Origin of the sequence: Kribbella sp. NPDC049174 (genome assembly GCF_043197365.1) — a bacterium.
Classification (GTDB): domain Bacteria; phylum Actinomycetota; class Actinomycetes; order Propionibacteriales; family Kribbellaceae; genus Kribbella.
Window position 1 is genome coordinate 55924 of sequence record NZ_JBICSZ010000010.1, and the last position, 23682, is coordinate 79605.

Consider the following 23682-nt stretch of genomic DNA (forward strand, 5'->3'; position numbering starts at 1 on the left):
ACGACGTGGACGGAACCGCAGACGATCACGGTCAACCCCGGCCCGGCGGCCGGTCCGTACTATGCGGCTCAGTCGTTCGACAACATGCCTGACGGCCGCATCGTCACGATGGCCTGGCAGGGCGAGAACCGCGGGTCGACCTGGACGGGCAACGCCAGCTTCCCGGTCGAACAACGCCTGGTCTCCAGTCCTGACGGGCCTCGCATCCAGAGCGTGCCGGTCGACGAGATCCGCGCTCTACGCCGTACGACCAGAACTTGGGGCCCAACGCAACTGTCTCCGGAGACTCCGCTGCTCGCCGATGAGCCCGCCGAGTCCTTCGACCTCGAAGCCGTCTTCGACCTGACCGACACCACCGCCGGCTCGTTCACCTTCCGCGTCCGAACCGGTGTCGACCTCACCTACGACATCGGCACCCATGCCTTGAACGGCCACCCACTCCGGCCCTCCCCCGACGGCACCCTCGCCCTCCGCCTCCTCGTCGACCGCGGCCAGCTCGCCATCTTCGCGGCCGCCGGCGTGTACTACGAATGCCTCAACATCGAGCCTGGCAACGATCTTTGTCTGACAAGTGAGGGTGTTGTACAGCTGACAGCGGTATCCCTCCATCACCTCAACTCGATCTGGTGACGCGGCCTGTCTCGTAGGCCCACATGACGATCTCGACCCGGTTCCGGGCGCCGAGCTTGGCCATGATGCTGGCGAGGTGTGTCTTCACGGTGCTGAGGCTGACGTGCAGGTCGGCGGCGATCTCCGCGTTGGTCCGGCCGTGGGCCACAGTGACCAAGACCTCCTCTTCCCGGCCGGTGAGCGGCTCGACGGGTTGAGCCGGTGGGCGGCCGCGCCGTACGTCGGAGAAGGCGGCGAGCAGCCGGGCGGTGATGCTCGGGGCGATCAGGGCATCACCGTCGGCGGCGGCGTGGATCGCCTGGATCAGCAGCGCGGGTCCGGAGTCCTTGAGCAGGAATCCGCGGGCACCGGCTTTGAGCGCGCCGTGCACGTACTCGTCGAGATCGAAGGTGGTGATCACCACGATCGCGAGCGGATCGTCGACACCGGCACCGGCGAGTTCGCGGGTCGCCGCGATCCCGTCCATCCCCGGCATCCGGATGTCGAACAGGCACACGTCGGGCCGCAGCCGGCGGGCGAGCTCGACCGCCTCGTGGCCGTCGGCGGCCAGACCGACGACCTCGATGTCGGGCTGTGCGTCGAGGATCATCGCGAGCCCGGTGCGAATCAGGTCCTGGTCGTCGGCAACGAGTACCCGGATGGTCATCGGGCTGCCCTGGGCAGCGTCGCCTCGACGGTCCAGCCGCGGTCCGGACCAGGACCTGCCTCCAGGAAACCGCCGAGGAGCGTCGCTCGTTCGCTCATCCCGATCAGGCCGTAACCCGACGGGTTCCGCACGATCGATCCGGCGTCGCCGTTGTCGGAGACGGTCAGGCGAATGCAGTCCGCTTCCCCGGCGACGCGAACGTCGATCCGGGTTGCGTGACGCGCATGGCGTACGGCGTTCGTCACCGATTCCTGCGCGATGCGATAGACCGCCGTACCGATCGACGAATTGAGGTCGTCGAGGTCGCCCGACAGTTGGAGCTCGACCCGCGGCCGCTCTCCGACGCTGCGAGCCAATTGTTCGAGGTCGGCGACGCCGGGTTGAGGAACGAGCACGGGTGATCCGTTGTCGCGAAGACCGCCGACCATGATGCGCATCTCGGCGAGAGTACGCGAGGCCTCCTCCTCGATGACGGCGAGTGCATCCAATGCGGCCGTGGGGTCCGCGGCGGCGACGACCCGGCCGGCTTGCGCCCGGATGGCGATCGCCGAGACATGGTGAGCGACCGTGTCATGCAGTTCACGGGCCAGTTGCTCGCGCTCCCGCAGCCGCACTTGGTCCAGCTCACGCATCCGGGACGTCGCCCAGTTGCGGACCGCCGCGCCGAGCGTGGCCGGGAACAGCAGGATCATGCTGCCGAAGATGGACTCGACCAGGCCGGTCGAATCGCTGGCGAGACCCATCGCCAGCGCGACCAGGATGAACACCAGCCCGATCCCGATCTCGCGGCCGGACCCCCAACGCACCAGCGAGTACGGCAGCAACAGCACGCAGGCCATGGAGGAGAGGCCGACCGGCTCGCCGGTGGTGAGCAGGCTGCCGATGTCCGCGACGACCAGCGCCCCGAAGGCGCCGGCCACGACCCCCAGCGGGTGTGTGCGCCGCCAGGGCAGCGCACACACGATCCCCACCGCGAGAACCACCGCGACAGGCCTCCAGACCAGGTCCTCCCGCAGAACGCCTTCGAGGATCGCCGTCGGCACCAGCACCGCGACGAGCACCCAGTCCCGCCAGACCCGCGCCGGCGGATTGGGCGCTCGCGGTTCGGCCCAGAGCGCGCGTACGGCGTTGGTCAGCATGACCTCAGCGTAGATACCCCGGGCGGACCTGCGGATCAGCCCAAAGTACGGCGCGCCGATCGGCCGGTCGGCCCAGGAAAGTCCGGCCCTTCGCCCGAGGTGCCGCCGGCCGGCTTCTCGCCACGATGTGACCACATCTGTCGCTGGAGGGGATCAAGGATGATGTCGCATTCGCTGTACCGGTTGGGCCGGTTCGCCGCGCGTCGACCATGGGCTGTCATCGGGGCCTGGCTGGTTGTGTCCGTACTCGTGGTCGCGGCGTCCAGCACGTTCGGCCAAAAGCTCGAGGACTCCTTCGGAGCACCGGGAGTCGACTCCCAGCACGCGACCGACCTGCTGACGTCCGCCGGGTCGGAGCAGGCCGGTCTCACCGCTCAGGTTGTCGTCACACCTCGCGATGATCAGGTGACGTTCTTCGACTCCGCCGAGGCGCGAGCCGCCTTGTCGCAGGTCCAGTCAGCGGCCGCTGCGCTGCCGCACGTGCTGGGGACCAGCGATCCCGCGGGCACGCCGACCGCGACGCCCGGAGTCCTGTCGCCGGACGGCCGCGTCGCGATCATCCGGCTGCAGTATCCGGTGCTCGAGGAACTGGACCGGGAAGACCTCGAGAACCTCAAGGCCTTCGCGGCCCGGGCCGGTCAGGATCTCCCGGTCCGGATCGAGCTGGGCGGCGACCTGTTCTTCGCCTTCGAGGAACCCGAGAGCGGACTCGGCGAGGCGGTCGGCCTGTTCGCCGCGATCGTCGTACTGCTGCTGGCGTTCGGATCGATCATCGCGATGGGGCTGCCGATCGGGATGGCCCTGTTCGGTCTCGCGCTCGGGATCAGCTCGATGTCGCTGGTCGCCTACCTGATCGACATTCCGAGTTGGGCACCTGTGCTCGGCAGCATGGTCGGCCTCGGGGTGGGGATCGACTACGCGCTGATCCTGGTCACCCGGCACCGCGAACACCTCGCCCAAGGGATGACCGTCGAGGAGTCGGCCGGACGCGCTGTCGCCACCGCGGGCCGGTCCGTCGTCCTCGCCGGTGGCACTGTCGTCATCGCGATCCTCGGCCTGGCCGTGGCCGGCGTACCGTTCATCACTGCCGCTGGTGTCGCCATCTCGCTCATCGTGCTGACCATGGTGCTCGTCTCGATCACCTTGCTTCCGGCGTTCCTGGGGCTCGCCGGACACCGGATCAACCGTCTCGCCGTCCGGAGGGTGGCATCCTCCCCAGGCGCGGGCTGGCAACGATGGGCACAGCACGTTGTCAGACATGCCACCGCGTATGCCATCGGTGCAACAGTCCTTCTCCTGGCACTTGCCGCGCCGGTGCTCGCGCTCAGGGTCGGCACCCCTGACGACGGCGCTTTGCCCGAAAGCCGCACGCAGCGCCAGGCCTACGACCTGGTCGCCGGCGGCTTCGGTCCTGGCATCAACGGGCCGTTGGTGATCGCCGTCGACATCTCGAAGGACGCGAGCGTCGTACAGCCTCTCCTCAACGCCATCAGCGCCGACGAAGGAATCGCCGACGTCGCGCCGCCCCAGGTGAACCCCGGGGCCGGCGTCGCGACGCTGGTCGCGTTCCCCACCACCGGGCCTCAGGACGACGCCACGGTGGACACGATCAAGCGACTCCGTGCGGATGTCTTCCCCGCCGTGATTGGCGAGAGCCCGGCCAAGGCTCACGTCGGTGGTCAGACGGCGAGCCTGGCCGACGTCGGTGACAGGGTCAGGGAGCGTCTCCCGTTGTTCATCGGCGCGGTGATCCTGCTGTCCGTCGTACTCCTGACCGTCGTCTTCCGGTCGGTCGTCGTACCGCTCAAGGCAGCGTTGATGAACCTGCTGAGCATCGGTGCCTCGTTCGGGGTGATGGTGATGGTGTTCCAGTGGGGCTGGGGCGCCGCCCTGATCGGGCTGGAGACGACCGTGCCGATCATCCCCTTCATCCCGATGTTCATGTTCGCGATCCTCTTCGGCCTGTCGATGGACTACGAGGTGTTCCTGCTCTCCCGCATCCGGGAGGAGTACCTCGAGACCGGCGACAACGACGCCTCGGTCGTCCGCGGGATCGCCACCACCGGACGGGTGATCACGTCGGCCGCGCTGATCATGATCGCGGTCTTCCTGAGCTTCGTCCTGAACGACGATCCGAGCACGAAGATGTTCGGCCTCGGCCTGGCCACCGCGGTCTTCGTCGACGCCACCATCATCCGGTTGGTGCTGGTGCCGGCCGTGATGAAGCTGCTGGGCCAAGCCAACTGGTGGCTCCCCGCCTGGCTGGCTCGTCTCCTCCCCACCCAGGAGGTACGCCGCCCCGAGCCGGTCAACGCACTCGTCTGAACTCAGTCGGTAAAGGTGAACCTGGTCGCGTCCTTCGGGAACGTCGACCAGGCAATCACCCGCCGCGGATGGACGGCCGCGGGTTCGGCGTAGGCGCTCGCGTCCTGCTGCATCCCGTACTCGGCGTACTTCTCGTTCGCCAGGTCGGCAAGCCGCTGCGCCAGCTCCGGTGAGGAGGTGGACACCCGGACCTCGCCCTCCACCACCACGACCTTCCATGGATCGGGAAGATGAATAGTCACGTTCGGATTCGTCCGCGCGGCCCGGACATGCACGGTGTCCGGGCTACCGCCGTAGAACAGCACATCATCAACCCACAGCCCATCGACCGGCACCAGATGCGGACTGCCACTCACCCGATTCGTCGCCAGCCAGTACTGCTTGGCCTCCACCAACTGAGCCCGCACACTCTCCCAGCTCATCATCTTCGTCGTCCGCCCGTACCCCTTGGGCAGCACCAACCTCTCCCGACCCGGCACCCCAACCACCTCCTCACACACGATCGCTGCCCCGCCAGCCTGGGGGCAACAGGAGCGGGGCAGTGATCGGCGGTCAGCTGGGGAAGGGTTGGGTGGCTACAGAGCTGGTGATCAATGGACGCGGTGGATGCAGACGCATCGTGAGCGCCAGGTCGACCGTACGCACAGTCTTGGCCAGCTCGGTGCCGTCGAGGCTCAGGGTCGCCGTCACCGTGCACTCGCCACCGCGGAGCGCCGCCAGCGTGCCGGCTCTGACGACGGCCTGCAACGGCATCACCTCGAAGACGATTTCGAGGTCGAACGTGAAGGAGTGGATCAGCACTCCGTCGACCACGAGGTCGACGTGCGGCGAGTACGTCGATCGGACGATGTGCGACACCAGGCTGACGATCTCCTCGCTGCCGCTGATCGCCAGAGTACGGCGGGCTGCGTCGGTCAGCTTCGAGTACGTCTGCCAGGCCGACAACAGGACGTCGCCGAGATCCACATCCAGCAGACCGTCGGTCACCGTACCGATCTCTCGCTCGACAGCCGCGACCGCCGAGCTGGACAGCCGACGGATCGGCCGAAGGGCAGAACGGGTGACGTCGAGCTCGCTGATCGCGCGCCCCAGCTCCTCGGCGGTCTCAGCCCCCGCGCCGAACAGGAGCGCGTCGGCAGTCAACGGCGCGTGAACAGGCGCATCGTCGATCAGTGTTGGAGCGGTCATGAGTCAGACCTCCTCGAGAATGTGTGTACCGGGGTCGGCATGCGGCTCGATCCGCACCACCGGCATCGCCGCCGACCTGTTCGACTCCGTGATCCTCGGCGCGACGGCGGCCGACTGCCGGGCAACGATCCGGAGTCTGTTGCTGATCCACTGCTGGTCCAGCTGCTGCTTCACAACGCGGTACGTCGCGACGGCAGACCCCAGCAAGAGCGCCGACAGCACAGCCACGGCCGGCCACGGAGACGACGATTGAGCGAACGTCGCGGTGACGGTGCTTCCAGCAAGCACGAGAGTGCCGGCGGCCGGCTGCTGGCCCACGATGTCGCGATCGCTGTCCGAGGTGCCGCCGAACACCAATCCCACGGCGGACAACGCCGTACGAGCACTGGCTGCGCTCCCGCCGACCAGATCCGGCACCCGGATCATCGGAGGCGCAGCAAGCGTCACGGTCACGACCTTGCCGGCCGCAACCAGCGTCCCCGCAGCTGGTTGCTGCCCCGCGACGGTGCGATCGCCGGCCGGCGTCCCGCCGAGCACCAGCCCAAGATCTGTCAACGCCACCCGAGCCGCAGCCACCTTGCGTCCGACCAGATTGGGCACCGCGATCAGCACCGGCACAACCACGTCTCGCTCGACCGTCACGTTGACCGCACTCCCGGCAGGCACCCTGGTGCCTGCCCTCGGACGCTGGCCGCGGATCTTCTCCCCGTCGCCGGACACTTGGCCCAGCACGAGCCGCCGGTCAGTGAGGACGGAAGCGGCGTCCTCGGGCGTCAGGCCGATCACCCGCGGCACCGTGACCAGCCGCGTCACCGAACCGACCGTGATGTCGACAGGACTGCCGCGACGCACTGTCGTGCCGGGCTCTGGGCTTTGACCGCGTACGACGCCCCCGCGCCCGGACACGCGCCCGAGCCGAAGGCCTGCGGACTCCAGAGCATCGACAGCCTGGGTTCGCGAGAGGCGAACCACGTTCGGCACGACCGCCGGCAGCGGCGCAGTGCCGAAGTCGACGTCGACCGGGGTACCGGGCTCGACCATGGTGCCTGCTGACGGGGATTGGCTCTCGACCGTTTCCCCGTCGCCCGACGTCTTGCCGAGCACCAACCCGTCCCCGACCAGCGTTCGCTCGGCCTCGTCGCGATCCATGCCGCCCAAGCCGGGCACCGCAACAGGCTTCGGCGTGACCCGGAACGAGGCAGAGTCCTCGATGTCCTCGTCGTCGACGCAACGAGCCACAACGTCGTACTCGCCAGGCGCGGTTTCCGGAACGCGGAACGACATGCTGATCGAACCATCGGACTCAACCACCTGCTCGATCTTCTTGTCCTTGCCGTCCCAGTAGACGGCCACCGTTCCACCGACGGCTCGCTGGTCGATCAGCAGATTCACCCGGGGACTGTTCGTGCACTTGCCAAAGCTGCCGGACTCGACAACCACCTCGGTGTCGGGCGGGCCGCTGACCCGGCTGAGCTCGAGCTCCGATGCATCCTCAGCCGTTGCGCGCGCGGACCCGGCGGCTCCCACTGCGAGCAGGAGCGCGAGTACGCCGGCCACCACGAGCGTGGCCAGTTCGCGAGTAGAACAACGGACTCCAGCCATACTGGGACGGAGTCACAGTGGCTGGGGCTGATACCTGTTACGGCGAGATCCAGCCCGTCATCACGGTGATCCCGGCCGCAACCTGGCAGACCAACCGGAACGGGTGGCGTGGTGCCGGGCTGACGATGAAGAACCCGAGGTCGTCGATCGGCGTGGTGCCGACATCCTCGCTGTCGGCTGCCAATCTCACCGTGCCGGCCTGTGGCGGACTGATCTGGCCGAGCACCTCGTGCGGGGTCAGCTCGAGTTCGATGGTCAGGGCCTCGGAGGCGAACGTGAGCGTGCGAAGCATCGCGCTCTCCGAACGGGTGAGGGTGAGTTCTTCGGCGCCCCACGCGGAGTCATAGGTCAGTGCGGCCAGCTCCGCGTCGATCGTGCGCCAGGCGTAGGCCGCCTTCCCCACGTCGACGAAGCCGGGTGGAAGCTCCCGCGCGGTGCTCATCGCATCCCGCAAGACCTCCAGCAACTGGTCGTCATCGCTCCACCATTGGCTTGCCATGCTGCTCACCTTCTTCCGGTTCGGGGGCGGTGTCGTTCCGGATTCCGATCAGCGCGGCGAGTGCCGGCGTACGGCGCATTCGATCCAGACACCGGGCCCGGTTGGGACCGATGCTTCCGATCGGCATGTGCAGTTTCTGGCTGATCTCGGAGTACGGCGCCGGCGGGTCCTGCACGAGCATCGACAGGAGCGACTGACAGCGTGGCGAAAGTTGGGTGAACGCGGCCCCAACCACTTCGCGACGCTCATGCGCCAGCAGTTCCTCGTCGACCGAGGGCCCCGTCCAAGGAATCTCCGCGGGGGCGTCGGCCGGAGCGAGCGTCTCGGTACGCCGTCCGGTCCGCACCACCCGCAGGCACTCGCGGTGAGTGGTGGTGACGATCCACCCCGGCAACGCGGCCGGATCACGCAGACCGGGCAGATGCTCGATCAGCAACAGCCACACGGTCTGACCGACATCGTCGACATCTTCGGCGGACAGCCTGAACCGCCGGCTGACCGTCCAGACCAACGGCGCGTACCGTTCGACCAACTCGTCCCAAGCGCCCTTGTCGCCGTTCCTGGCGCCTACGACCATCCGGATCACGGTCGGGTCATCGCGCATCCCGTGACTCCCTCAAATGTAGGAACGTTCTAATGGGACGGAGTCGCTCGTGGGCACGGTGATACATGCCTGTTCACACCCCGAGTACCACGAAGGAGCAGGCGGTGGCAACGGCGATCGGGTCGTCGCCGCAACCGGCCCGAACACTCGCAAGGGCTTCGGCGAGCGACTGCCCTGCGTGCAGGTTGTCGTGCAGCGCTGTCATCACCGGTACGGCGGCCTGGTCGTTCACCGGCACCACACTCGCCAGGATCCCGGCCGCACCGAGAGGCACCAGACTGCTGGTGAGACCGAGCAACTCGTCCGCGCCCACGGGGTGTGCGAGCCCGGACTCACAACAGGACAAGATCAACCGGTACGGCGCGTGCCCGAGCCGCTCGATGTCGTACACGGTGAGTGGCCCGTCGTCCAGCTGGAGCGACGAGAACATCGGACTGTCCGAGCGGAAGGACCCGTGGGCCGCGATGTGCGCCAGCCAGGCCCCGTCCAAGGCACGCAGAACGCGTTCCGCAGTGGCCGCGCCCTCACTGAGCACAGTCGCCTCCGGGTATCGCTCGGCCAGTCGACGTATCTCCGCGCCGGCCGCGGTCAGACCAGGGCCCAGAACCAACGCCACCCGGTGTCCTGGTGGCGGCCGCAAGTGGCGAGCCCGCAGCCAGATCGCCGTCGACGGCGCCACGCTCACCGGGCGGTCCGCCAGCGGCGGGAGCAGATGCCAGGGCAAGGCCTGCAGCCGGCCAGGGGGAACGATCACCACCGGCCCGTCCCCCAGATCGGTCGCTGCGTGGCCCAACAGCGCCGACGAGAGGCGCGCACCGATGACGTCCAGAGCCGGCCCGGTTGTCCCGTGGCCACGGGCCAGCTGTCGCAAAGTGAACAGGGCACGCTGCGCCTCGAAGGTGGCCACGGACAGTGGACCCACCGGGTGCAGCCGCATTCGCCGGTCGCGGACCACGACCACCTGAAGGATGTCGTCCACCTCGACCATCTCGACCAGAGTGGTGTCGCCCTGCTCGGCGAAGACTTGGCCGAGGTCGAACTCGGCGATGGCCATCGCATCGTGGCCGGGTGCCTTCAACGTCCGGGATCGGACGGCGCCTTCGAGCCGTCTCCGCTCGCGCTCGAACGCCGTACCGGCGGGTGTGCCCGGGGCGACGTCTTCGGCCCGCCTCACCACGTCCCGAAGGGCGGCGAGGTCGGCGACCAACTGCTTGTTGCCGGGAGGACGCATCGGTGCCGCCGCCAGGGCGGTCGCGCGCCACCGCTCGCTCCGGACCAGGAGTCGATGCGGGTCCTTGCGTCGTACCGCGTCACGCAGTGCCAGCCTCGCCAGCTCAGCGCCGTGTGCGGTAGCTCTGGCGCGCAGTTCGGTCGCACCCATCATCAGGCGGTGCTCGTCCAGAGCATCCAGACCACGGGCGCACGCGGTCAGCATCCCGCGCACGTCCGCGCGAGCCTCTGCCTGCAATGCCTTGCCCAGCAGGGCCGCCGCCCGCGCAAGCGGTGGTGCGCCTCGGCCCAGTTCGGCGGCGCGTTCCAGTTGGCGGTCGGCCGTCACGCGGCGGCCCTCAGCCAGCGCGAGCCGGCCCGCGAGCAGATGCGCGGCGGAGGATTCCGTCGCCCTGAGCTGATCGAGGCGTGTTGCCGCCGCGACAGCTCGGCGCAGCAGTTGTGGTCCGCGTTCGCCGGCCAGGAAATGGGCCTCGAGCTGGACCATCGTTGCCCGCGCCGACCACCACGACCGGTGCTGGGCGGAGAACAAGCGGCGCGCCTCCTCGGCACGTTCATCCGCGGTCAGCGGATCCGCCGCGGCCAACGCCACTGCGGCCGCAGTGAACAGCAGTTCGGCCTTCTTCGTCGGCTGACCACCGTTCTTCTCCATCTCGGCGACCGCATGACGGGCCTCGTCCTGTGCCTCGGAGGTCAGCCCGGCGGCGAGCAGCACCCGGCAACGGTCGATCGCCAGGTCAGGCCAGGCGACCCCCAGCCGCTCGAATCGCACACCGGCCTCGCCCAGGTACTTGAGGGCGAGCGGCAGATCTCCCCGGGCGAACGCAACCAGACCCCGGTTCTGCCTCGCTTCGGCGAACTCGAACGCCTGCTTGCCCGCGGCGTACATGCGTTCGGCGACCGCGAAGTCCGCATCGGCCTGACGGGTCTGGCCGAGCGCGAGGTGAGCGAATCCGCGGTAGTTGCGCGAGCGGGCCTCCCACACCTGGTCGCCGGCCCGGCGCAACCGAGTCACCGCGCCACGAAGATCCTCGAGTGCGTCCTCGTGTCGTCCCAGCACCAGGAGTACGTCGGCCCGTCGGATCAGGTTCCGCCCGGCGAGCGCACCGCGGCTGCCGGCGACCGCACGCTCCAGGCAGGCAAGCCCTTGTTTGCCGTAGCCGGCTCGTCCGAGAGTCGCGCCCAATGTGGCCAGCGCGTCGAGCTCGCGCTGCCGGTGCCCGGACTGTGCCGCCAGCCGCAGCGCAAGCCGCAGCTCCTGGATCGCTGAGTCGACGTCGCCCAACTGACGCAGGCCGATGCCGTAGGCCTGGTGGGCGATCGACGCGGTGAGTTGTGGTGGACCGCTCGCCAGCAGCTGCCGTGCGCCCGAAATCGCTTCATGCGGACGCGCCAAAGCCAGCGTCAACAGGTCCTCCGGCGCCGCCGTCACCTCGACACACCCCCCGGTTTGTCGGCACAGTGAAATGTTAGCTGGCCGGGATACCCGTGCCAGTGATCACTAGGGGGAAGAAAATGTCGGACAACCAGAACTCAGGCGGAAACGACAACCCGCCGGCCGATGATTCAAACGATAAATTCGAAGATCAGATCAATCTGATTCTGGCCGAATTCGGCGACGAGATCGAGATCGATCCGCCGGACTGGCGCACCGCAGGGGTGAACTCGATCTACCGCGCCGGGAGTGTGCTGGTCCGCGACCACGACGCGCCCAGGACACTCGATCTCTTCCGTGGCGGGGATGTTCGGCGCAGCCGCCTCGGCGTCACCCAGCTCGACCTGCCTGCCGTCGTACCCGCCGACGCACCCGGCGGCGATCGCCTTACTCCGACCCAACGCTTCCTGGAGCAGGCCGACGTACAGCTCGGACGCGGCACTGTCACTCCGGACCACCTGGTCTACGTCTGCAAGAGCGTCAGCCCCTGCCCCGCGACGGAACCCGAGGTCGTGTCCGACGGCGCCGCTCCTGAGCCATTCCTGAGCATGGTGGGCAAAGCCGACGGGCGCGGGGTGAAAGTGGTCGTCCTGGACGTCGGCTGGACCGAGGCGCCGCATGCGCGCTGGCTGGACGGCGTGACCGGCGAGGAGGAGTTGGCCTTCGACCCCGAGACCGGACTGATTCGCCCGTACGCGGGGCATGGGACCTTCATCGCGGGAGTCGTCCGGGCGATCGCGCCGAAGACCGAGGTGGTGGTCAAGAGCTACTTCGACAAGGCGGGTGCGATGTTCGAAGTGGATCTGGCCGATCGACTGGCGGAGGCGCTGGCCGAGGATCCGGACATCATCAGTCTCTCGGCCGGCTCCAAGACGCGTTTCGACATTCCGTCGCTGGCCCTCGGTGCTTTCAGCAGGCCGAGGGAGAACAGCGCGGACGGACCGGTGCTCGTCGCCGCGGCCGGCAATGACGGTGATGACCGGCAGTTCTGGCCGGCCGCACATCCCGAGGCCGTTTCGGTGGGTGCGCTGGCCGCCGACGAAACCTCCCGCGCGTCGTTCAGCAACTTCGGCAGCTGGGTGGACGTCTACGCGCCCGGAGAGAATCTGGTCAACGCGTTTCTGACCGGGGAATACCAATGCACCGAGCGGCCGAACAAGGGCCAACTGCGCAAGTTCGCCGGGATGGCGCGCTGGAGCGGCACCTCGTTCTCGACGCCAGTGGTCGCGGGCCTGATCGCCGCCCGGATCTCCTTGACCGGCGAGCGGCCCAAGCAGGCCGCCAACGCCCTGCTCGCCTACAGCCGGACACGGGTCCTCCCGGATGTCGGGCCGGTCCTGCTACCGGGTGATGCGCGAGCGTCAACCAAGTGACAGGCCGTTCACGCTGACGGCACTTACCCCAGTACACGCTGACGCGGTGCGGCCAGTCCCCCCGTCCCGCACCGCGTCAGCCTCCCCCCGACCTACTTTGTCGGAGGCCGCGACGACGCCGGTGATACAGCGACCGGGCCGTGTATCTCGAAGTACTCCCGAAACTCCGCACGAGTGGAAGGGAGTTCCCATGACCAGCACGCATGGTCCAACCGGAGTACGTCGCAAGCCCAAGCGGTCCACCATCCGCCGGCTGATCGTCGCGATCAACATCGTCGAGGCCGTCGCTGGTCTGGCGATTCTCATCTGGGCGTACGGCCTGGCCGAGCATCTCGTCGCCGCGCAGGAGACCGCCAAGCCACACGAGGTGGCGAGCACGACGGTCGACTGGTGGTTCGTGCAGTTCGACGTCACGCTGAACATGAGTCTGCTCATCGTCGGTGCGGCCGCGGGCGCGGCCGGCAGCGTCATCCGTCAGACCATGGACGTCGCTCGCAGTTCGAGGGCACGTGACCACAGACCCGTCTCGTGGTACGTCCTGCGCCCGCTGTGGTCCGCACTCCTCGGTGCTGTTTCGGTCGTCGCCGTCAACACCGGACTGATCAGCATCGGGGATGAAACCACCTCCAGCGCGGGAGTGGCTGTCCTCGTCCTCACCGGCTGCCTGGCCGGTCTGTTCACCGACCAGGTGATTCAGCGCCTGCGCCGCCTGCTCGACGCGGCGCCGCGCCTGGCGCCGGCCGCCCGGCCGCGCACCCGCGGCCCGAGGCGCGCGAAGGCGACCGCGAAGGAGACGACCGCTTCGACGGGCGACGCCAAGCCGTCGTCGCCAAGCGACCACCACGCCTCGACCTGATCCGAAGCCGCCCTCGTGGGCGGGCGTACTGCGCCCGTCCAGAGGGTGGACCGCCCTCACCGCGATCACTTGACAGCGGCATGCGGCGGAGAAATCCTGGCACCTGTCGCTGCTAAGTGCACTGGTCAGACCAGTGCGCGTCGCCGATCGGGCTGGAGGATCATGAGTGAGAGCTGTGCGTTCCAGGGTCGTATCGGCCTGACCCATCTGGACTCCGTGCCGCACTGGGCGCCGGTCCGGACGACGGGAGCGTCGGCACCGAACGTCGTCTACGTGGTCCTCGATGACGTCGGGTTCGCCGATCTCGGCTGCTTCGGCTCGGAGATCGACACCCCGACGATCGACGGTCTGGCCGCCGACGGGCTGCGCTACGTCAACTTCCACGCGACACCGCTGTGCTCGCCGACCCGGGCGTCCCTGCTGACCGGGCGGAACCACCACTCGGTCGGCATGCGCCTGCTGTCCAACCTCGACACCGGCTACCCGAACGGCCGCGGCCACGTCACGAAGGCCGCCGCGACCTTGGCCGAGATGCTGGTCGACGCCGGCTACAACACGATGTGCGTCGGCAAGTGGCACCTGGCTCCGACTGAGCACACCACCGCGTCCGGTCCGTACGACCAGTGGCCGCTCGGACGGGGATTCGAGCGGTACTACGGCTTCCTCGAGGCCGAGACCGACTGCTTCTATCCCGAGCTCTACGCCGACAACCACGCAATCGAAGCTCCGGGGCGACCCGAGGACGGCTATCACCTGACCACCGACTTGGTCGACCGGGCGATCTCGTTCGTCCGAGCCCAGACCTCGGTGACACCGGACAAGCCGTTCTTCCTCCATCTCGCGTTCGCCGCCGCGCATGCGCCGCATCAGGCTCCGCAGGAGTACCTCGACAAGTACCGCGGTCGCTATGACGAGGGCTGGGACGTCATCCGGGAGGCACGGTTCACCCGGCAGAAGGAGCTCGGTGTCATACCGCCTGACACCCGGCTGCCACCTCGCAACGACGGGGTCGATCCGTGGGCGGATCTCACCGCCGACGAGCGCCGCCTGTTCGCTCGTCTGCAAGAGGCGTACGCCGCGATGCTCGACCACACCGATGCCGAGTTGCGTCGGTTCATCGACGCCCTGGCTGCACTGGGCCGGCTCAGCAACACCATGCTTGTGCTCTTGTCTGACAACGGTGCAAGTCAGGAAGGTGGTCAACGCGGATCGCTCAACCCGGCCGCCTTCCAGAACGGCATCGAACCGGATTTCGCCTGGAACCTGGAGCACCTCGACGAGATCGGCGGACCACGCGGTCACTCGAACTATCCGTGGGGCTGGGCGCAGGCAGGGAACACGCCGTTCCGGCGCTACAAGCAGAACACACACGAGGGCGGCATACGGGTCCCGCTGATCGTGAGGTACCCCGACGCGATCGCCGAACCCGGCGTGGTCCGCTCACAGTTCCACCACGTCACCGACATCACTCCGACTGTGCTCGACGTCGTCGGTCTGGAGGCGCCGGAGGTCTACCGGGGCGTGCCGCAGCTCCCCATCCACGGCACTCCGCTGACCTACACCTTCAACGACGGCGCGGCACCGACCCGTCATCGCACCCAGTACTTCGAGATGTTCGGACACCGCGCCATCTGGCACGACGGGTGGAAGGCCGTCGCCTACCACCAGCGCGGCACAGACTACGCCGACGATCGGTGGGAACTGTTCGACACCGCGACCGACTGGTCGGAGTCCGACGACGTCGCGGCCCGCTACCCGCACAAGCTCGCCGAGCTGCAGCAACGATTCTGGGCCGAGGCAGGCAAGTACGACGTCCTGCCGCTCGACGACCGTGGCTTCGCCGTCCGGGCCAAGGTCGCCAGGCCGGGATCGATCCGCGCCCGCCGCCGGTTCGTCTACTACCGCGGGATGCCACACCTGCCGGCCGCCGCGTGCCCTCCGACGATGAATCGCTCGCACCGCATCACTGCCTACGTCGAGCGCGCCGCGTCGGACGGCGACGGAGTACTGGTAGCGCTCGGCGGCGTTGCCACCGGGTTCTCCTTGTTCGTCAAGAACAGTTGTCTGACATTCGACCACAACTATCTTGGTCAACACACTGTCGTGCGTTCCCAGTCCCCCATTCCCGTGGGTACGACGGAACTCGCGGTCAGCATCGAGCAGACGGGCGACCGCACCGCCTCCGTACGACTGCTGGTCGGCGCAAAAGAGGTTGCCTCCGGCAAGCTTGACGCCGTACTCCCCCACTTCCACGGCTGGGAGGGCCTGGACATCGGCCAGGACGGCGCCTCCCCGGCCTCCTCCGAGTACGACGACCCCTTCCCCTACCAGGGCCACCTCGACCGCATCGTCATCGCCCTGGAGGACGACGACATTCCCCTCTTCGAAACCGTCGACTAGAGGGTAGATAGATGCACGCTCGGCCGCGGAAGTTGCGGTTGGGAACGGATTGTCGGGCGATCGTTGTGTGGTGGCGGTCGTCCTGGCGTTCGGCCTGCAAATAAAGGTATTTCGTTGATCCGGGGCGCTAGGCAGCGGCGGGTTCGGCTGCCATTCTGCGGGCATGCGTACAGGAGGTCTCAGGTCGAAAGGCTGGGCGGGGCTGGCCGCGGCGGTTTCGTTGGTGTTCGCGGCGGTGACGGCACCCGCCGCGTCCGCCGTACCGGAGAAGGTGAGTTCGCCGGATCCGAACCTGACGGTCACCTCGGTCACGCTCGGACGGACGGCGGTCGCCGTCTCCGGGCTGAACACGGTGGCCGTACCGGTCACCGTCGTCGGTGGGTACGACACGGATGAGTCGTACCCCATCTATCTCAACGTCTTCCTGGATCGCACCGGCGGCACCGGGCCGGCGCGCTACATGGTCGCCGCGCTCCTGACGCTGAGCTCCGGAACCATCCAGAACGGGGTGTGGAAGGGCTCGCTCTACGTGCCGTCGACGGCGAACGGGACGTTCAAGGTCTCAGGCGTTATGCAGGGCCAGACCATCGACGGCTCCGACGGCAGCATGACGAGCCCGACCCCCTTCGCCGGTCCGAGTATCACCGTCACCGGCGTCCACCTGCCGAAGATCGGCGTCTCGATCCTCCCGAAGGTGGTGCCGTTCGGATCGGCGTACAAGGCCCGGGTCGCGATCTTCGACTCCGCGACCGGCAAGCCGTACGGCAGCCGGATCAACGTCCAGATCACCTGGGACAATCTCTGCGTCGAGCACGACGGGGACCGCTATCTCACCAACACTTCCGGGATCGTCGAACGGACCTATCCGGCCGCTGCCGGGGACGCCCTGAACTGTGTCCGGCTGCGCGGCCGTGCGTTCGACACCGCGGGGCTCGGCTGGTCGGTCAGCCGGCCCGGGATCGTCGGCGCTACGCCCTCCAAAACAAGCGCCCCGGTCGGCACGATCGTGCCGGTCAACGGCACGGTGGCGGGTGCTCCCTCCAACTGCGCGGTGATCCTGCAGCGTCTGTCGGGCGCGACGGTGTGGCGCGGAGTGAGCCAGGACGTCGTCCGGCAGAGCGGGCGGTTCACCGTGCTCGCGCAGCCGCCGTACGTCGGCAACGTGATCTACCGCGTGTACTTCCCGACCTGCTCCCGCTACCAGGCAGGCCTCACCAAGCCGTTCACCATCCGCGGCTACTGACACCAGTTCCCCTTACTCGGCCTGGTCGGGTGAACACACCGGCCAGGCCGATTCCGCTTGCCATCTAGCGCGCCAAGCCCCGCTATCTGTAGTGTGAAGTGACACTATTGATTTCTGCAGGAGGAGCCAGGCATGCGAAATCGAGCCGGAGAGGTCGCGACGCGCGTCGCGCTGGTCGTCATGGGTGCGTTCACCGCGGTGCCGGTGCTGGCGTTGGTTCAGCCGGAGCAGCTCGAGAGTTACGGGATCGTCGATCCCGAGCCGATGGTGCTCACTCTGCTGCAGCATCGTGGAGTCTTCCAACTGCTGGCGGGTGCGGCGCTGGTGTGGGCCGCGTTCCGGCCCGACATCCGGCTGCCGATCGCGGCGGGTGTGATCCTGTCCAAGAGTGTCGCGCTGGCGCTGACCTTCTCCCGTCCGGAGGCACAGGAACAGGCCAGCACCTTCATTCAGATCTTCGACCTCGCCTGCATCGCCGTCCTGATCGCGATCATCGCCAGCTCGATCGCGGGCTCTCTTCGGGGTTCGGCAGCGAACCTGGAACGAACCTCGTGAACCCGTCACCTGGCACAGCGACCCGACGGCGCCGGGTGCGCAGGCTGGTGCTGATCGTCGCCGTCGCTCTCCTCGTCCTGCCATCGCTTGCCCTGGGCATCTTCCTCACCGCGGTGTCACCACCGGTCGACGACTTCCGGCCGCAGACCTGGAGTCCGGGGCCGGGTCTCGAGATCGCGAACGAGCTGCGCTCCCCCGCCCAGGTCGAGCCGCTCACGACCGAATCGCCGTACGGTCCGGAGGACATCGCCGTGGACCGCGCCGGCCGGGTGTACACGGGCGATCGGGACGGCGTCATCCGCCGGGTCCGCCCGGACGGATCGACCGAGCGCTTCGCGGTGGTGGGTGGGCGTCCCCTCGGACTGGCGTTCGACGCGCGGCAGAACCTGGTCGTCGCGAACCACGGCAAGGGTCTGCAGTCGGTCGCTCCGGACGGCACTGTGACCCTGCTCGCAGGCGAGGCCGCCGGCGAGCCGATTCGCTTCGCCAACGACCTCGTCATCGGTTCGGACGGTGTCGTGTGGTTCACCGACTCGAGTTCGCGGTACAACACCACGGTTCTCGGCGACGTTCCGTCGTACCTGATGCCTGATCTCATCGACGGGCGCCCATCCGGCCGACTGCTGCGCTACGACCTCGCCAGCGGCAAGACCGAGCAGGTTCTCGACGGCCTCTACTTCCCGAACGGTCTCGCTCTCACTGCCGGGGACGCGCTGTGGATCGCCGAGTCGACCCGCTATCGCATCCTGCGGCACACGCTCGCCGACGGTGCGACCGAGGTGCTCGTCGACGACCTGCCCGGCATCCCGGACGGCCTGAACCTCGACGCCGACGGCTCGATGCTCGTCGCACTGTACGACCGGAACAGCGCCCTCGACTCGCTCGTCCTGCCGACGGCGCTCGGGCGCCAGCTCATGATCCGCTTGCCGAACTCGCTCTTCGTGAACGAGGAGGACCCGCTCACCGGGGACATCCTGGTGCTCGACTCCACCGGGCGCCCACGACACCTGCACACCGGCCTCGACCCGGCCGCGACGAACGTCGTACCGCACAACGGACGGTGGTATCTCGGCGCGCTGCTCGGGCAGCCTGTTCGTTCAATGGTCGCGGAGCGAGGCTGAGCGTTACGTATAGTCGCACTCGTCACTGGTCGATGAGAGAGGCGAGGTCGCCGGCATGCGGATGACGGAACTCAGTGAGCGTTCCGGGGTGCCCATCCCGACGATCCGCTACTACCTCCGCGAAGGCCTGTTGCCGTCGGGCCGGTTCACCAGTCCGAACCAGGCGACGTACGACGACTCACACGTCCGCCGCCTCACGCTGATCCGGGCGATGGTCGAGGTGGGCGAGATGCCGATCGCGGCCGTCGGCAGACTCTTCCGGCACCTGGAGACGAAGGACGGGGACGAGTTCGCCACCTTGGGGCTGGTGCAGTACTCACTGGTGCGCGAGCTGTCCCCATCCGATCAATCCGACGCCAACGCGCGGGTGCAGGACCTGCTCGACCGGCTCGGCTGGCGGGTGCGCGACGACAACCCGGCCCGATCGGTGCTCGCGACAACGATCGAGACCCTCGAACGCCTCGGGTACGACGACGTGCTGGGACTGCTCGACCGCTACGCGGCGGCCGCACACGAGCTCGCCGAGGCCGAGGTGGACCTCATGCTGGCCAGAGAAGGCCTCGACAACCGGGCCGGAGCCGTGGTCGTGACCGGCATCCTGGGCGACGCCATGCTCGGCGCCCTCCGACGGCTGGCCCAGGAAGACGCCACCGCCCGCAAGCTCCGGCCCGCGAAGACCGCTCGGACGAAATCCAGTCCACGCCGCAAGCCGGCGAAGTAGACGCGCCGCCCGGCAAGACCCGTCCGCACAGAGGCGCTGACTGAGCGCTCGCCCGTTGCGTAACGGCAGGTGAAGGACCGCCGGAGTCCGGCGGTCCTACACCCATGCCGTCGTCTGACCACGCCCCGGCGACGGCGATCAGCGGACGACTCGAGCAACAGCCACGTCTACCAGCAGCCCCAAGAAAAATGGCAACCAGGTCTTGCTGATATCTCAACTCGCTCCTACTGTGATTTCAATTGCTCGTCCAGCGAAGGAGATCCCTGTGCCTCCCAGTCCCGATACGCACCCGGCCGGCTGGCGAGTCGGCGCTGACATCGGCGGCACCTTCACCGACGTCATCGCCCTGGGCCCGGCCGGAGAGGTCGTGCCGATCAAGGTCCCGTCCACTCCGCCCGACTACGGCTCAGGCGTCGTGGCGGCGACGATCGACGTACTCTCGTCGGCCGCGGCCCGGCCGGAAGCCGTGATCGCCATGCTGCACGGGACCACCGTGGCCACCAACGCGATCCTGTCGATGAGCGGCGTGCGCACAGCGGTGGTCACCACCCGCGGTTTCCGCGACGTGCTGGAGATCGGGCGCCTGCGCCGGCCGACGCTGTACGACCTGTCGTGGTCCAAGCCCACGCCCCTCGCGCGACGCCGGGATCGGCACGAACTCGACCAGCGGATCACGGCTGACGGACATCTCGAGCCACCGGCCGGCGAGGACGAGGTGCGCACGTTGGCCGCGCGGTTGCGTGCGGACGGAATCCGCGCGGTGGCTGTGTGCCTGATCAACTCCTACGTTCGCCCGGACGAAGAGCGGCGAGTCGCCGACCTGCTGCGAGCCGAGCTGCCTGGTGTCTACGTCACGGCGTCGGTCGACGTTTCACCGCTGCCGCACGAGTACGAGCGCACGAGCACCGCGACGGTCAACGCGTTCGTCGGTCCGGCTGTGCATGGTTACCTCACCCAACTGGAGCAGGACTTGCGGGCAGCGAAAGTGAGTGCCCCGCTGATGGTCATGCAGTCCAGCGGGGGCCTCCTCGACGCGGCCTCGGTCGCGCAACGGCCGGTGCAGATCATCGAGTCCGGGCCCGCGGCCGGTGTCACCGCCGTACAGAAGCTCGCGCAACTGATGGGCGTGTCCACAGTGGTCGGATTCGACATGGGCGGGACGACGGCGAAGGCGTCCCTGATCGAGGACGGCGAACCGTTCGTCTCGGCCGACTACGAGGTCGGGGGCGGCATGAACGTTGCCCGTGGCATCAGTTCCGGCGCCGGGTACCCGGTCCGGGCACCGTCGATCGACATCGCCGAGGTCGGCTCCGGAGGCGGCAGCATCATCGCCGTCGACGCCGCGGGCGCGCTCCATGTGGGGCCCGCCAGCGCCGGGGCGCGCCCTGGCCCCGCCTGCTATGGCCAAGGCGGTGAGCTGCCGACCCTCACCGACGCCAACGTGACGCTCGGATACCTCAGCCCGGAGGCGCTCGCCGGTGGCCGCGTGCCGATTCACCCCGATCTGGCTGCGAAGGTGCTGTCGCCGGTGGCCGAGCGGCTCGGCGTCGACGTACCGGCCACCGCGCGCGGGGCGTACCAGGTGGCAGTGTCGAACATGACGACCGCTGTCAAGGCAGTGACCAGCGAACGTGGCCGTGACCCGCGCGAGGCCACCATGGTCGCGTTCGGTGGCGCCGGTCCGCTCTATGCCGCCGCGCTGGCCCGGGAGCTCGGTATCTCCACTGTCATCGTGCCCGTGCATCCGGGTCTGTTCAGCAGCCTGGGCTTGCTCGTCGCCGACACCGAACGCTACGAGCTCACCCCGTACCGGGACGAATTCGCCGAGGTGAGCGCGCTCGCCACGGAGTTCGGGCTGCTGGCCACCAAGGTGAGCGCGGAGCTGGGAGGCGGCGCCGTCGTGGATCGGCTACTGGACATGCGCTATCGCGGCCAGCGATTCGAGCTGCGGATCCGGGTGCCCGACGGCGACCTCACCGAGGACCTGCTCGCCGAGACGCGGGCGCGGTTCCACGCCGAGCACAAGCGCACCTACGGCCGGGCCGGCACCGACGAACTGGTCGAGCTGGTCAACCTCCGGGTCCGCGGCCGGCTGCCCACTCCGGTGTCCATCGCGGACGTCCTGGACCACCCCGAGGTCGCGGGCCACCAGCCCGTCACCCGCGAATGCCGGTTCGCCGAGACCGTGCCCACGCCCGTCGTGGGACGTTCCGGCCTCGGCACCGAGCCCGTCGACGGACCGATGGTGATCGAGGACATGGACGCCACCACGCTCGTCCCGCCCGGTGCGCAGGTCCACCGCGACCGGTTCAACAACATCGTCATCACCTGGAGTGCCCCATGATCCGCGACGCCGTGACCTTCGAGGTCTTCCGCAATGCGGTCACCGGGCTTGCCGACGAGATGGCGATCACGATCGTGCGTACGGCGCACTCGCAGCTCGTTGCCTCCAGCATGGACTTCTCCGCCGCGCTGTGCGACGCCGAGGGCCGGGTGATCGCGCAGGCCAACACCCTGCCGCTGCACCTGGGGTCCATTCCGGGCGCGATGGAGGCGATCTTCGACGAGTTCGGCGGCCGGATGCGGCCAGGAGACATCTACCTGCTCAACGACCCGTCCCTGGGCGGCATGCACCTGCCGGACATCTTCGCCGTCGCCCCGGTCTACGCCGGGGGAACCCTCCTGGGCTTCTCGGTCACGGTCGTCAACCACACCGACGTCGGCGGCTGGTCGGCCGGCTCCATGGCCGTGCAGTCGACGAGTATCTTCGCCGAAGGGGTCCAGATCCCGCCGTCGCGCCTGGTCGATGCCGGCACGGTGAACGAGACGTTCCTGCGGCTGATCCTGCGCAACGTCCGCGAACCCGAGCTGCTGCTCGGCGACCTCGAGTCCCAACTGGCGGCCTGCCACACCGGGGCCGAGGGCCTCCGCGCCCTCGCGGCGCGGCACGGCGTCGAACGACTCAACTCCCTCATCGACGAGTTGCTCGACTACTCCGAGACCCTGCTGCGCGCCGCGCTCGCCGAAGCGGTTCCGGGCACGTACGAGTTCACCGACCACATCGACGACGACGGCCTCGGCTCCGGGCCGATCCCGATCCGGGTGAAGGCCACCCTGTCCGAGTCCGGGATCGAGCTCGACTTCACCGGCTCCTCACCGCAGGTCAACTCCGCGCTCAACGCGACGGAGTCGTTCACCCGCTCCGCCGGGTATGCCGCCCTGCAGGGTGTGCTCTCCTCCGACATCCCGGCCAACAGCGGCTTCTACCGGCCGTTCACCTTCGTCATCCCCGAAGCCTCGATCCTCAACGGGCAGCGGCCGGCCGCGCGCGCTGCCCGTGGCCTCGTCGGCTTCCGGATCGTCGACGCGGTGCTCGGGGCGCTGGCCCCGGTGTTCCCCACCCGGGTGCCCGCGGCCGGAGACGGCGGACCCAACGGGATCGCGATCGGTATCGTCGAAGCGGACGGGGAATCCGTCGTGCTGTGGGATCCCCTGGCCGGAGCGTGGGGTGCACGTCCCGATCGAGACGGTGTGGACGGGATCAGCGCGCTGGGCTCCAACCTCACGAACACCCCGATCGAGGAGCTGGAACGCTCAGGTCACATCCGCATCGACGGTTACGGCTACCTTCCGGACAGCGGTGGAGCAGGCCGCTGGCGCGGTGGCCTCGCGACCTTCCGGGACATGACGATCCTGGCCCCCGAGGTCACCGTGCAGATCAGGTCGGACCGGCGGAAGTTCCTGCCGTACGGGCTGGCCGGCGGTGCGCAGGGGTCGCCCTCGCTCAACGTGCTCGACCCCGACGGGCCGGGCGAACAACTGCTGGACTCCAAACCGCACTTCGCGATGACCGCGGGAAGCCGTCACCGGCACGTGACCGCGGGCGGGGGCGGACACGGTCTGTCCTTCGAGCGCGACCCCAACCGGGTCCTCGAAGACGTCCTCGATGGCAAAGTCACCCACCGGAGTGCCGAACGGGACTACGGCGTCGTGATCACCGAATCCGGCGTCATCGATGCGAACGCCACCGCGAGATTGCGCGGCCAGGCGGGCTGACCCTTGTTCCGGTCCAGAAAGCGGCAGACCGGACGAGGGACGCATCCTCGGCCACCAGC

The 23682-nt window shown here is 68.4% G+C and carries 19 protein-coding genes; 11 read left to right on the forward strand and 8 right to left on the reverse strand.

The window, feature by feature from the left end:
* The first annotated feature begins 84 nt into the window (after positions 1-84).
* Complete coding sequence (locus tag ACGFIF_RS36405; RefSeq protein ID WP_393161432.1) at positions 85-630, forward strand: hypothetical protein; 546 nt, start codon at positions 85-87, stop codon at positions 628-630.
* On the opposite strand, the gene ACGFIF_RS36410 is transcribed toward ACGFIF_RS36405, so the two are convergent.
* Complete coding sequence (locus tag ACGFIF_RS36410; RefSeq protein WP_393160874.1) at positions 614-1276, reverse strand: response regulator; 663 nt, start codon at positions 1274-1276, stop codon at positions 614-616. The two genes, ACGFIF_RS36405 and ACGFIF_RS36410, sit on opposite strands and share 17 nt — an antisense overlap.
* On the reverse strand, positions 1273-2415 hold the full coding sequence (locus ACGFIF_RS36415) for a sensor histidine kinase (protein WP_393160876.1): 1143 nt from the start codon (positions 2413-2415) through the stop codon (positions 1273-1275). The genes ACGFIF_RS36410 and ACGFIF_RS36415 overlap by 4 nt, the downstream gene beginning before the upstream one ends.
* 159 nt (positions 2416-2574) lie before the next feature.
* Here ACGFIF_RS36415 and ACGFIF_RS36420 point away from each other — a divergent pair, with 159 nt between their 5' ends.
* Positions 2575-4740: an MMPL family transporter gene (locus ACGFIF_RS36420; RefSeq protein WP_393160878.1), complete on the forward strand. Its 2166-nt coding sequence runs from the start codon at positions 2575-2577 to the stop codon at positions 4738-4740.
* Between the two features lie 2 nt (positions 4741-4742).
* Here ACGFIF_RS36420 and ACGFIF_RS36425 read toward each other — a convergent pair whose 3' ends face one another.
* From ACGFIF_RS36425 to ACGFIF_RS36450, 6 genes are all read right to left on the reverse strand, one after another.
* Complete coding sequence (locus ACGFIF_RS36425) at positions 4743-5219, reverse strand: pyridoxamine 5'-phosphate oxidase family protein (RefSeq protein WP_393160880.1); 477 nt, start codon at positions 5217-5219, stop codon at positions 4743-4745.
* Between the two features lie 73 nt (positions 5220-5292).
* Positions 5293-5928, reverse strand: a complete 636-nt coding sequence (locus ACGFIF_RS36430; protein WP_393160882.1) for a hypothetical protein — start codon at positions 5926-5928, stop codon at positions 5293-5295.
* Between the two features lie 3 nt (positions 5929-5931).
* Entirely contained in the window at positions 5932-7530 is a 1599-nt protein-coding gene (locus ACGFIF_RS36435) for a PASTA domain-containing protein (protein WP_393160884.1), read from the reverse strand.
* Between the two features lie 37 nt (positions 7531-7567).
* A complete protein-coding gene (locus ACGFIF_RS36440) occupies positions 7568-8029 on the reverse strand; it encodes a hypothetical protein (protein ID WP_393160886.1) in 462 nt (153 codons plus the stop codon).
* Positions 8004-8633 carry an RNA polymerase sigma factor gene (locus ACGFIF_RS36445; RefSeq protein WP_393160888.1) on the reverse strand — a complete coding sequence of 210 codons (630 nt, stop codon included), beginning with the start codon at positions 8631-8633 and terminating at the stop codon, positions 8004-8006. Before ACGFIF_RS36445 ends, ACGFIF_RS36440 begins: the two co-directional genes overlap by 26 nt.
* Before the next feature lie 73 nt (positions 8634-8706).
* Positions 8707-11295, reverse strand: coding sequence for a CHAT domain-containing protein (locus ACGFIF_RS36450; protein ID WP_393160890.1), 2589 nt, complete (start codon positions 11293-11295; stop codon positions 8707-8709).
* An 83-nt stretch (positions 11296-11378) separates the two neighbouring features.
* Here ACGFIF_RS36450 and ACGFIF_RS36455 point away from each other — a divergent pair, with 83 nt between their 5' ends.
* The 9 genes from ACGFIF_RS36455 (at position 11379) to ACGFIF_RS36495 (ending at position 23623) form a co-directional block, all read left to right on the forward strand.
* Positions 11379-12671: a S8 family serine peptidase gene (locus ACGFIF_RS36455; RefSeq protein WP_393160892.1), complete on the forward strand. Its 1293-nt coding sequence runs from the start codon at positions 11379-11381 to the stop codon at positions 12669-12671.
* Positions 12672-12861: 190 nt separating this feature from the next.
* A complete protein-coding gene (locus ACGFIF_RS36460; RefSeq protein WP_393160894.1) occupies positions 12862-13527 on the forward strand; it encodes a hypothetical protein in 666 nt (221 codons plus the stop codon).
* Positions 13528-13689: 162 nt separating this feature from the next.
* On the forward strand, positions 13690-15927 hold the full coding sequence (locus ACGFIF_RS36465; protein WP_393160896.1) for an arylsulfatase: 2238 nt from the start codon (positions 13690-13692) through the stop codon (positions 15925-15927).
* 163 nt (positions 15928-16090) lie between these two features.
* Positions 16091-17170 (forward strand): hypothetical protein, encoded by a 1080-nt coding sequence (locus tag ACGFIF_RS36470; protein WP_393160898.1) that lies wholly within the window; start codon positions 16091-16093, stop codon positions 17168-17170.
* Between the two features lie 132 nt (positions 17171-17302).
* Entirely contained in the window at positions 17303-17725 is a 423-nt protein-coding gene (locus ACGFIF_RS36475) for a hypothetical protein (protein WP_393160900.1), read from the forward strand.
* On the forward strand, positions 17722-18846 hold the full coding sequence (locus ACGFIF_RS36480) for an SMP-30/gluconolactonase/LRE family protein (protein WP_393160902.1): 1125 nt from the start codon (positions 17722-17724) through the stop codon (positions 18844-18846). Before ACGFIF_RS36475 ends, ACGFIF_RS36480 begins: the two co-directional genes overlap by 4 nt.
* Before the next feature lie 55 nt (positions 18847-18901).
* Positions 18902-19567 carry a MerR family transcriptional regulator gene (locus ACGFIF_RS36485; protein WP_393160904.1) on the forward strand — a complete coding sequence of 222 codons (666 nt, stop codon included), beginning with the start codon at positions 18902-18904 and terminating at the stop codon, positions 19565-19567.
* A 265-nt stretch (positions 19568-19832) separates the two neighbouring features.
* Positions 19833-21911: a hydantoinase/oxoprolinase family protein gene (locus ACGFIF_RS36490; RefSeq protein ID WP_393160906.1), complete on the forward strand. Its 2079-nt coding sequence runs from the start codon at positions 19833-19835 to the stop codon at positions 21909-21911.
* Complete coding sequence (locus tag ACGFIF_RS36495; protein ID WP_393160908.1) at positions 21908-23623, forward strand: hydantoinase B/oxoprolinase family protein; 1716 nt, start codon at positions 21908-21910, stop codon at positions 23621-23623. Before ACGFIF_RS36490 ends, ACGFIF_RS36495 begins: the two co-directional genes overlap by 4 nt.
* The last annotated feature ends 59 nt before the right edge of the window (positions 23624-23682 follow it).

Bases quoted from the DNA above. Each gene is read 5' to 3' on its own strand.
- ACGFIF_RS36405 (WP_393161432.1), top strand. From the start codon at position 85: ATGCCTGACGGCCGCATCGTCACGATGGCCTGGCAGGGCGAGAACCGC.
- ACGFIF_RS36445 (WP_393160888.1), bottom strand. From the start codon at position 8,633: ATGCGCGATGACCCGACCGTGATCCGGATGGTCGTAGGCGCCAGGAAC.
- ACGFIF_RS36475 (WP_393160900.1), top strand. From the start codon at position 17,303: ATGCGAAATCGAGCCGGAGAGGTCGCGACGCGCGTCGCGCTGGTCGTC.
- ACGFIF_RS36465 (WP_393160896.1), top strand. From the start codon at position 13,690: ATGAGTGAGAGCTGTGCGTTCCAGGGTCGTATCGGCCTGACCCATCTG.
- ACGFIF_RS36440 (WP_393160886.1), bottom strand. From the start codon at position 8,029: ATGGCAAGCCAATGGTGGAGCGATGACGACCAGTTGCTGGAGGTCTTG.
- ACGFIF_RS36495 (WP_393160908.1), top strand. From the start codon at position 21,908: ATGATCCGCGACGCCGTGACCTTCGAGGTCTTCCGCAATGCGGTCACC.
- ACGFIF_RS36485 (WP_393160904.1), top strand. From the start codon at position 18,902: ATGCGGATGACGGAACTCAGTGAGCGTTCCGGGGTGCCCATCCCGACG.
- ACGFIF_RS36415 (WP_393160876.1), bottom strand. From the start codon at position 2,415: ATGCTGACCAACGCCGTACGCGCGCTCTGGGCCGAACCGCGAGCGCCC.
- ACGFIF_RS36420 (WP_393160878.1), top strand. From the start codon at position 2,575: ATGATGTCGCATTCGCTGTACCGGTTGGGCCGGTTCGCCGCGCGTCGA.
- ACGFIF_RS36470 (WP_393160898.1), top strand. From the start codon at position 16,091: ATGCGTACAGGAGGTCTCAGGTCGAAAGGCTGGGCGGGGCTGGCCGCG.
- ACGFIF_RS36435 (WP_393160884.1), bottom strand. From the start codon at position 7,530: ATGGCTGGAGTCCGTTGTTCTACTCGCGAACTGGCCACGCTCGTGGTG.
- ACGFIF_RS36455 (WP_393160892.1), top strand. From the start codon at position 11,379: ATGTCGGACAACCAGAACTCAGGCGGAAACGACAACCCGCCGGCCGAT.
- ACGFIF_RS36430 (WP_393160882.1), bottom strand. From the start codon at position 5,928: ATGACCGCTCCAACACTGATCGACGATGCGCCTGTTCACGCGCCGTTG.
- ACGFIF_RS36410 (WP_393160874.1), bottom strand. From the start codon at position 1,276: ATGACCATCCGGGTACTCGTTGCCGACGACCAGGACCTGATTCGCACC.
- ACGFIF_RS36460 (WP_393160894.1), top strand. From the start codon at position 12,862: ATGACCAGCACGCATGGTCCAACCGGAGTACGTCGCAAGCCCAAGCGG.